The organism is Thermosporothrix hazakensis, assembly GCF_003253565.1.
Lineage (GTDB): Bacteria > Chloroflexota > Ktedonobacteria > Ktedonobacterales > Ktedonobacteraceae > Thermosporothrix > Thermosporothrix hazakensis.
In genome coordinates, this window is record NZ_QKUF01000020.1 from 101,767 (window position 1) to 109,839 (window position 8,073).

Consider the following 8,073-nt stretch of genomic DNA (forward strand, 5'->3'; position numbering starts at 1 on the left):
GGATGGAGAGGGCTGATTTCATGGGAGAAAGAGCGATTCAGGGGCATCGCCACCTATCGATACAGGGGGGACCTCTGAGCGGTTCAAGAGGCCCCGTTCTCTTTATTGTTGAGTTTCTTGATTTTTCTGCCCATCCATTCCTCAAACCTGTCACCATACTTAAAGATGACCACTATGACCAGCAGCGAGATGACACCAACAACAATCCATTCTACCAGCGACAACTGAAGCACGCCCGCGCCTACCAGTGTGGTCAGGAAGGTGCCAGGCAGGCGCCCGATCAGCAGGAAGAGAAAGAAGATGCTCGCGGGCATCGCGGAGAGCCCGGCCAGCAGGCAGAGCACATCATCAGGGAAGAAGGGCACCAGAAAGATGATGAGCAGCCCGAGCGAGTAGCGACCCGTAAAGAACGAGTTGTAGCGCTCGTATTGCTTGCGGCCCACCAGTTTGATCACAAAGACATGCCCGAGGAATCGCGCCAGGTAGAAGGCCAGCATCGAACCGACCACAATCGCGCTTCCACTGAGCAGGAAGCCGGGCACGATACCGAACAGCGCCCCGCCGGCAAGGGTCGTGATATTGCCGGGAATGGGCGAGACGATCACCTGAGTCACCTGTATCAGGAAGAAGATCAGGGGAGCCCAGGCGCCGAAGCTCTGCACATAGGCGCGCAGGCTATCCAGCGACGAGAAGATCTGCTTATAGCTCTCAAAGTTAGGCAGCACGTGCAGAAAGAAAAAGAGCGCTGCGCCAACGACGATCAGAACAGTCAAGGCAAAGTAGAAAAGGTTTTTCTTTGACAAACGGGTAAAATCCTTTCACTGAGTCAGAGAGATATGTAAACGGCGTGTGTGCTGTTTTGCTGCTATTTCCGACCGGAGATCCTGTTTGTCTTTAGTACGAGAGAGATGGGGTAGGAGTTACAGGAAAGGAGGAGCAAGGAAGGCGGCGCGCCAGCCCTATGACGCGCCGGAGCAACAACCTGTTACGGCAAGGTCAGGAGCTCGGGAGCGCCATCGGTGACCGCAAGCGTGTGCTCGTACTGCGCGGAGAGTTTCCCATCAGCAGTACAGATTGTCCAGCGGTCTGCAAGCATGCGAACCGCAGCCACGCCCTGGTTAATCATCGGCTCGATCGTAAAGACCATCCCCTGACGGATGCGCAGGCCAGTACCCGGACGTCCGTAATGTGGGACAAGAGGATCTTCGTGCAAGGAGCGTCCGACGCCGTGACCGGTCAGCTCGTGGACAGTGGTATAGCCGTGCGATTCGGCATAGCTCTGAATGGCGGCGCCAATATCGCCGAGGCGATTATTCGGGCGAGCCTGCTCAATACCGAGCTCCATGCAGCGTTTCGCCACATCGAGCAAGCGCTGCGCCTCCTCGCTGATGGTGCCGACGGGGTAGGTTGTGCAGGAGTCGCCGACCCAACCATTGTAGAGAACGCCGATGTCAACGCCGATGATATCGCCATCTTTCAGGATGGCCTTCTTGCTTGGAATGCCGTGACAGACGACCTCATTGACCGAAGCACAAATGGTACCGGGGAAAGGAGGTGTGCCGGGATGGCCATCGCGGGCGGGACGAGCGCCATAGCCCTTGTAGATCGGGGTCGCGCCTTTGCTGCGGATATAGTCTTCAGCGATCTGGTCCAGTTCAGCGGTCGAGACGCCCGGCTTGACGTAGGGGCGCAGGACCTCGAACGTTTCCGCGACCAGCCGACCGGCCTCGCGAAGCTTCGCGATCTCGCTGCGAGATTTGAGCATAACAGCCATAATCGAAATTCCTTCTGTCTTGTTAACGCATCGGAATGCTTGTTTGTGATAGGGCAATACCAATCGAGAACACAATGCTGTGAGCATCGAATGGCCTATAGATGAGCATGGGGTTGAAGTGCACTCTGTTCCTGTTCTGAAGGGACATTTCGTTCCCAGGAAAGGAGATCATTGACCGTAACAGAGAAGTAGCGACTGAAGTAGTGGAGGAGCTGGTCCACTGTCCCATAGTCAATGCGGCGGCTGCGACCGGTGTTCAGGGCAGCGATGACGCTGAGGGGAACACCGCTTTCGGCGGACAGACGGCGCAGGCTCAAAGGGGGCAGGCCCCGGCTGGTGCGCACCTGGTTCACGCGTGCAAGCAAGGGACGCAGCGTGCAGTAAATAGTCACGGTCAGAATCCTCCTGGCTTTTTCTAAGAACTTCGACCTGCGAAAGGCTTCTCAAAAACTCCTGATGCTCTCTGTGAATGGCATGCCTTCTACTCCGAATACAATACCAGAAGTGTACCGGGATGTCAATACACGTTGCGGCCATTCAATGGAGGAAAAAGAGGAATGGAGTAACTGGAGCATACGTGTAAGGAAAAAAGAAGAGAAACAAGGGATAGTGATTGACGGAAATGGGAGAATGCGTTAGACTTAGAACTGTTTTCTGCAAGGGCAAAAGTTGTTACAAATTACGAATCGCGAATCAACAGCGAAGAACAGGCGTGGAAGCAGAACGGTGATCGGGTGGGTTCCCGAGGCGAAAAACGAAACGGATGTCGGGAGTAAGTGGGAAAGGAGGTTGCGGCGCCTCTCGGGTGAGCGCTGCTGAGGACTGTGGAAGAGAGAAACAGAAATGCGCATGTTGAGCACTGCCCGCTGTGGGAGCCAGGTGAGAGTGAATTACAGTTGCAACGGCTTCTGGGGCCATTGGGGATTGAAACCATCATGGTGCTGGACATGCAAGGACATCTCCTCTCCATCAACCCTGCTGGCATGCGGGTGCTGGGAATCGAGGATGAGGCCCTTTTTCGCGGGAAATCCTGGTCTGCGTTCTGGGATCAAGCCTCTCAGCCCCTTGTTCGGGAGGCGGTGAGAAGCGCGCGCGAAGGGCGTGCGGACCGATTTGAAGGCTTTTTTCCGACCCTGAAGGGAGCGCCGAAGTGGTGGGAGGTGATCGTCATGCCCGTCTGGCCGCCGGGCGACACTTCCTGCATCCTGGCGATGGCGCGCGATATCACCGAGCGTAAACGGGCCGAGATTGAGCAGCAGGAACAGGCGATGCTCGCAAAGATGCGGCTTGAGCTCAGCCTGCTGATGAGCAGTGATGATCCTCTTAACGAGGTGCTGGAGCGCTGTGTCTGCATGCTCAAGCAGTCGCTTCCGGCTGAAATGGTAGGAATCTGGACGCTGAACGCGGCGGCGCAGATGCTGGAGTTGCAGGCTTGTGAGGGACTGACGCCACAGGAGCGGGCCGACTACCGCTGTCTCCCACCTGGAGCCGAGGGCCCGGGGCGCGTGACGACACAACGGCTCTACTGTGCCGAGCTTCAGGAGGCGTGGCCCGCACTGAAGCGGGTCGGGAAGCGCTATCTGCTGGTGTATCCGCTGGATGTCGGGGACCGCCTGACCGGGGCGCTGGTTTTCTGCCTGGAATATATGTGCAGCCCGGCGGTACAGCAGGCGCTCCATGTGATGGCGAATACCATCGCTGTAGGGATCGAGCATCGGAGATCAGAGGAGGCGCTGCGCTTTCTCCTGCGGGCAAGTACCGTTATCGCGTCCTCATTGAAGATCGAGGAGACGGTGCAGCAGGCGGTCGAGCTGGCTGTCCCAACGCTGGCTGATTTCTGCTTTATCGACCTGCTGTCGAAGGACGTGCTCTCACGTGTGGCCTGTACGGCGGTGCCAGAGCTTTCTGAGCGGTGTCAGGAGTGTATGCGCTATGTGCCCACGCGGGCGATGGAGAGCCACCCTGTGATTCAAGCGATTCGCTCCCGCGAGCCAATTGTTGCGCCCTATATGCTGGAGCAGTATATCCAGCGGGCCAGTACCTCGCCTGAACATCTCCAGTTTTTGCATGATATGCAGATTACTTCGGTGCTGGTGATGCCCCTCTTTGCGCGAGGGAAGGCGCTCGGGGCCCTGGTTGCCTGTTATACGCGGCAATCCGGACGCCATTATACCGGGACTGATGTGGCGCTTGCGAAGGAGCTGGCTGCGATGGTGGCCCGAGCGATCGATAATGCGCGGCTCTATACCGAGGCGCAGGAGGAGATTGCCAGGCGCAGGCAGATGCAGATTGAGCGCAATCACTTGCTGCTTCGCGAGCGTGAGGCCCGGGCCCGAGCCGAGCTACTCGCTGAAAACCTGAGCCAGCATCGGCGCTGGCTGGAACGCGTGCTTGACCTGTTGCCAACGCCGGTCATGCTGATCGAGCCACAGCGGCAGAAGATCACCTTTGTAAACAAGGCTGCGCATCGCTTGCTCTGTAACGAGGAACCCGAGCGGAACGAGCAGGTGCGCTGTTCCTGCTTTGATCTCCAGAGCCAGCATATGCAGCCGGTCCTTGCTCTGGTGATGCAGGCGGCGCGAGGGGAGTCGGTTCAGCATGTACAGCTCGATTGGGAGACGCCGACCGGATGCAAGACGGTCCTGATCGGTGCGACCCTGTTGCACGAGATGTATGGGTATACGCCCAGGGTGCTGCTCTCGTTTCTGGATATCACTGGCTTGAAGGATGCGGAGCGGCGCAAAGATGAGTTTATCGGGCAGGCAAGCCATGAGCTCCGCTCGCCGTTAGCAGCGATTCAGGCCAATTTGCAATTAGTTGAATATTTGCATCAGCAGGTTCGGCAGAGGCTGGAACCGCTGCCCGCGGAGCTGGGATCTCAGGCTGATATGATCGAGAGCCAGCTACAAAGCGCGCTGCGCCAGGTGGGCGTACAGGATCGGCTGATTAGCGATCTGCTCGATGCGTCCTCGATTCAAGAACGCAAGCTGGTCGTAACGTTTGAGTCCTGCGATCTGGTGCAGATTGTGCGGGAAGTGGTACATGATTTTCGCGTTTCGGCGCCCGGGCGCACGATTCGCTGTCAGGTGAGCCGGGAGCGGGTGCAGGCCTGTGTCGATCCGGTGCGCATCGCGCAAGTGGTCGGGAACTATCTGTCCAATGCCTTGAAATATTCGATGGCAGAAGTGGAGGTGGGATTGCGCGTGGAGGGTGAGCAGGCGCGGATCTGGGTGCGTGATCGCGGGCAGGGATTGACCCCTGAGCAGCAGCGGCACGTCTGGGAGCGCTATTATCAGGCGGAGGGAGTGCAGGTCTATGGAGAGGGTGGGCGAGGCTTAGGACTTGGATTGCATATTTGTCGTACGATTGTTGAGCTGCATCAGGGATCTGTCGGTGTCGAGAGTGAACCGCAGAAAGGTTCCCTGTTCTGGTGCTTATTGCCGCTCAAGCAAGCTGCGTTATAGGCGAAAAGCGAGCTTGTGGTGATCTACCGACAAAGGAGAAGCAAACCATTCTTTTTGTGCTGACACTTGTAGATACATTTCAAGATGTCACGGGAAAATCTGACCTTTCTATATGCAACACTTTCAATTTATGTTAGTATACTAGAAGGGCCTGGCGGGGGAACGTGGAAAGAAGGCGTCAAGAAGTGGTTGAGAAGTGGTTAAGAAGTGTGCTCAAATTGACGAAAAGGACAGCTATTCGTACTCAATGGTACCTGTATGGATATAGATTGACAGAGAAGTGGTGTAAACACAGGGGAGTGAGAGTATGCGGAGCAGAAGCGTGCATACCCCGGGGGAAAGGAGGAGCGGGTTTGAATCTGAATGCATGTAGGATCGGAGGATGTAACCGATGAGTGAGCGCACCGGGCAGCAGTTCGGCAATTATCGGCTTGTGCGTTTGATCGGTAAGGGAGGCTTTGCAGATGTGTACCTGGGTGAGCATAAATACCTGAAAACGCAAGCCGCCATCAAGATAATGTGTCAGCGGATGACCACGGCTCACAAGAAGGAATTCGCGCATGAGGCGCAGACCATTGTAAAACTGAAGCATCCTCATATACTGAAGATTTATGACTTCGGGTTTGCCGATGATATCCCCTATATCATCATGGAGTATGCCGAAAAAGGAACGCTGCTCAAGCGGCATCCCCGGGGGGTGCGTGTCCCTCTCTTGTCTGTTGTGTCTTATGTCAAGCAGGTTGCGTCTGCCTTGCAGTATGCGCACGACAACAAGATTATTCATCGGGATATCAAGCCCGAGAACATGCTTCTTGATGAGCAAGACCGGGTCATTTTAAGTGATTTTGGCCTGGCTGCGACTGCGCACAACACGATTTCGATGCAGCGGGTCGACCGTTCGGGCACTCCGCATTATATGGCTCCAGAACAGTTTCAGGGGAAGCCCCGGCCTGCCAGCGATCAATATGCGCTCGGTATCGTGGTCTATGAGTGGCTCTGCGGCGAACGCCCGTTTAACGGGGCCTCTCCCTTTGAATTGGGCTGGCACCATGCCTACGATCAGCCGCCACCGTTAAGCAAGAAGAATACCTTCATCTCGGCGGAGGTCGAAAAGGTGGTGCTGACTGCTCTGGCGAAAGATCCTCAGCAGCGCTTCAAGAGTATCCTCGAATTTGCCGAGGCCCTTGAGCAGGCTGGACAGGCCGCCAGACCGGTCAAATTGATTATGCCCAGACAGCAGGATCCCGCTCCTCAGCTTGCGGGCACACCGTTCCTCTCGCCGGGCCGTGAGGAGGCGACCGAGGAACATAGCATGCAATCGCTGGCCGTACAACCGCTGTTCCGGCAAGATATGCCGCTGGCTTCGGTTGCCTCGATGGCTGATATCCCTTCGCTCGACCTGCCTGATGATCTGGAGATTCCGCCCCACTTGCAGGAGCTTTCACCGACGCAGCTTCGTGGGCCCGAGATGTCGCCTGCACTGTTCAAAGGGCCTGAGCTTTCGCCGTCGCTCTTGAAGGGGCGCGAGCTCTCGCCGTCGGTGTTCAAGGGGCCTGAACTCTCGCCCGCCTTACAGAAACCGGCTCCCCGTTTCCCTCATACGCCCTGGCGTGCCGCAATGGGCGAAGAGCCTGTCGGAACGCTGCTGTGTGTCTATCGGGGGCATACCTCGAAGATTCATACGCTTTCGTGGTCGCTTGATAGCAAGTGGATTGCTTCGGGCAGTATGGACTGCTTCTGTATCTGGGATGGGCGAAGCGGAAAGGTCGCGTTTACCACGCCACATACCGGGAATATCACGGCCTGGGCGCCGAATGGACGACACCGGGCGATGGTGCAGTATGGCGAACTGACGGTGATTGATGCGCAGGAACATCAGAAGGTGCACCAGTATATCGAGGGCTGGATTGACGCGATGGCGTGGTCTCCCGACAGCCGGTTTCTGGCGCTTGGTGGGGAGAGCGGCAAGGTCTACATCTGGGATGTCATTAACGATCAGAGCGTGATTACCCATCGCAGCCACTCGAAGGGGATCAAATCGCTGGCCTGGTCGCCCGATGGACGCTATATTGCGGCGGCGGGTGATGACGGGCTGATCTCCATCTGGGATAACGCCCCGAAAATTCGATTTCTGGCGCGAAAGGCCAGCGTGGTGTTTCGTGGACATATTGCCTCGATTCGAGGGCTGGCGTGGTCGCCCGATGGCTCGCGCATCGTGTCCAGTAGCTGGGATAATACGGTCCAGGTCTGGGATGCCTCGACGGCGGCAACGCTGGTTCATTATCGGATGCATAGCGGACTGGTGAACTCGCTTTCCTGGTCGCCTGATAGCAAATACATTGCCTCGGGTGGGCAGGATCATACCGTGCAGGTCTGGGATGCCTCATCGGGCCAGATTATTTATACCTATGAGGGACACAGGCAGGATGTCAGCAATGTTGCCTGGTCGCCCGACGGAACGCGGATCGCGTCTGTCGATACGTTCAGTGGAGATGAGGAGGGGAATCAAGTGTATAGTGTTCAGGTCTGGCAGACGATTTAGCAAAGCGCCCCGTAAACCCCCTAGCTTTAGCTATGGGGATAGAAGGGGCGTTCCTTATGGGGTGATTGTGGAAGGGCCGCGTAGGAGGATTGCGTCAAAGTCGCAACACTAGATAGCTCAAGATATTGACAATAGGTAGCCTCATGCTGTATACTACTCCCATGAGTAGGATGAGTTACAAATCAAACAAGAATGTGCTCTATTCTTGCAAATATCATGTGGTCTGGTGCCCCAAGTACAGACGGAAAGTCCTTGTGGAACCAATAGATACACGACTCAAACAAATTATTGAA

6 protein-coding genes are annotated in these 8,073 nt (G+C 56.3%); 3 read left to right on the forward strand and 3 right to left on the reverse strand.

Annotated elements, in window-relative coordinates; genetic code table 11:
- Positions 1–83 precede the first annotated feature (83 nt).
- The 3 genes from EI42_RS22190 to EI42_RS22200 form a co-directional block, all read right to left on the reverse strand.
- Entirely contained in the window at positions 84–803 is a 720-nt protein-coding gene (locus tag EI42_RS22190; protein ID WP_111324834.1) for a TVP38/TMEM64 family protein, read from the reverse strand.
- Between the two features lie 182 nt (positions 804–985).
- Complete coding sequence (gene map, locus EI42_RS22195; RefSeq protein ID WP_111324835.1) at positions 986–1,774, reverse strand: type I methionyl aminopeptidase; 789 nt, start codon at positions 1,772–1,774, stop codon at positions 986–988.
- 95 nt (positions 1,775–1,869) lie between these two features.
- Entirely contained in the window at positions 1,870–2,166 is a 297-nt protein-coding gene (locus tag EI42_RS22200) for an XRE family transcriptional regulator (RefSeq protein WP_111324836.1), read from the reverse strand.
- A gap of 432 nt (positions 2,167–2,598) precedes the next feature.
- Between EI42_RS22200 and EI42_RS22205 the strand changes: the two genes are divergently transcribed.
- The 3 genes from EI42_RS22205 to EI42_RS22215 form a co-directional block, all read left to right on the forward strand.
- Positions 2,599–5,238: an ATP-binding protein gene (locus EI42_RS22205; protein ID WP_111324837.1), complete on the forward strand. Its 2,640-nt coding sequence runs from the start codon at positions 2,599–2,601 to the stop codon at positions 5,236–5,238.
- 391 nt (positions 5,239–5,629) lie between these two features.
- Positions 5,630–7,780: a serine/threonine-protein kinase gene (locus EI42_RS22210; RefSeq protein ID WP_111324838.1), complete on the forward strand. Its 2,151-nt coding sequence runs from the start codon at positions 5,630–5,632 to the stop codon at positions 7,778–7,780.
- 161 nt (positions 7,781–7,941) lie between these two features.
- Positions 7,942–8,073 (forward strand): transposase (locus tag EI42_RS22215; RefSeq protein WP_249033474.1); only part of this gene is annotated, 132 nt, incomplete at its 3' end.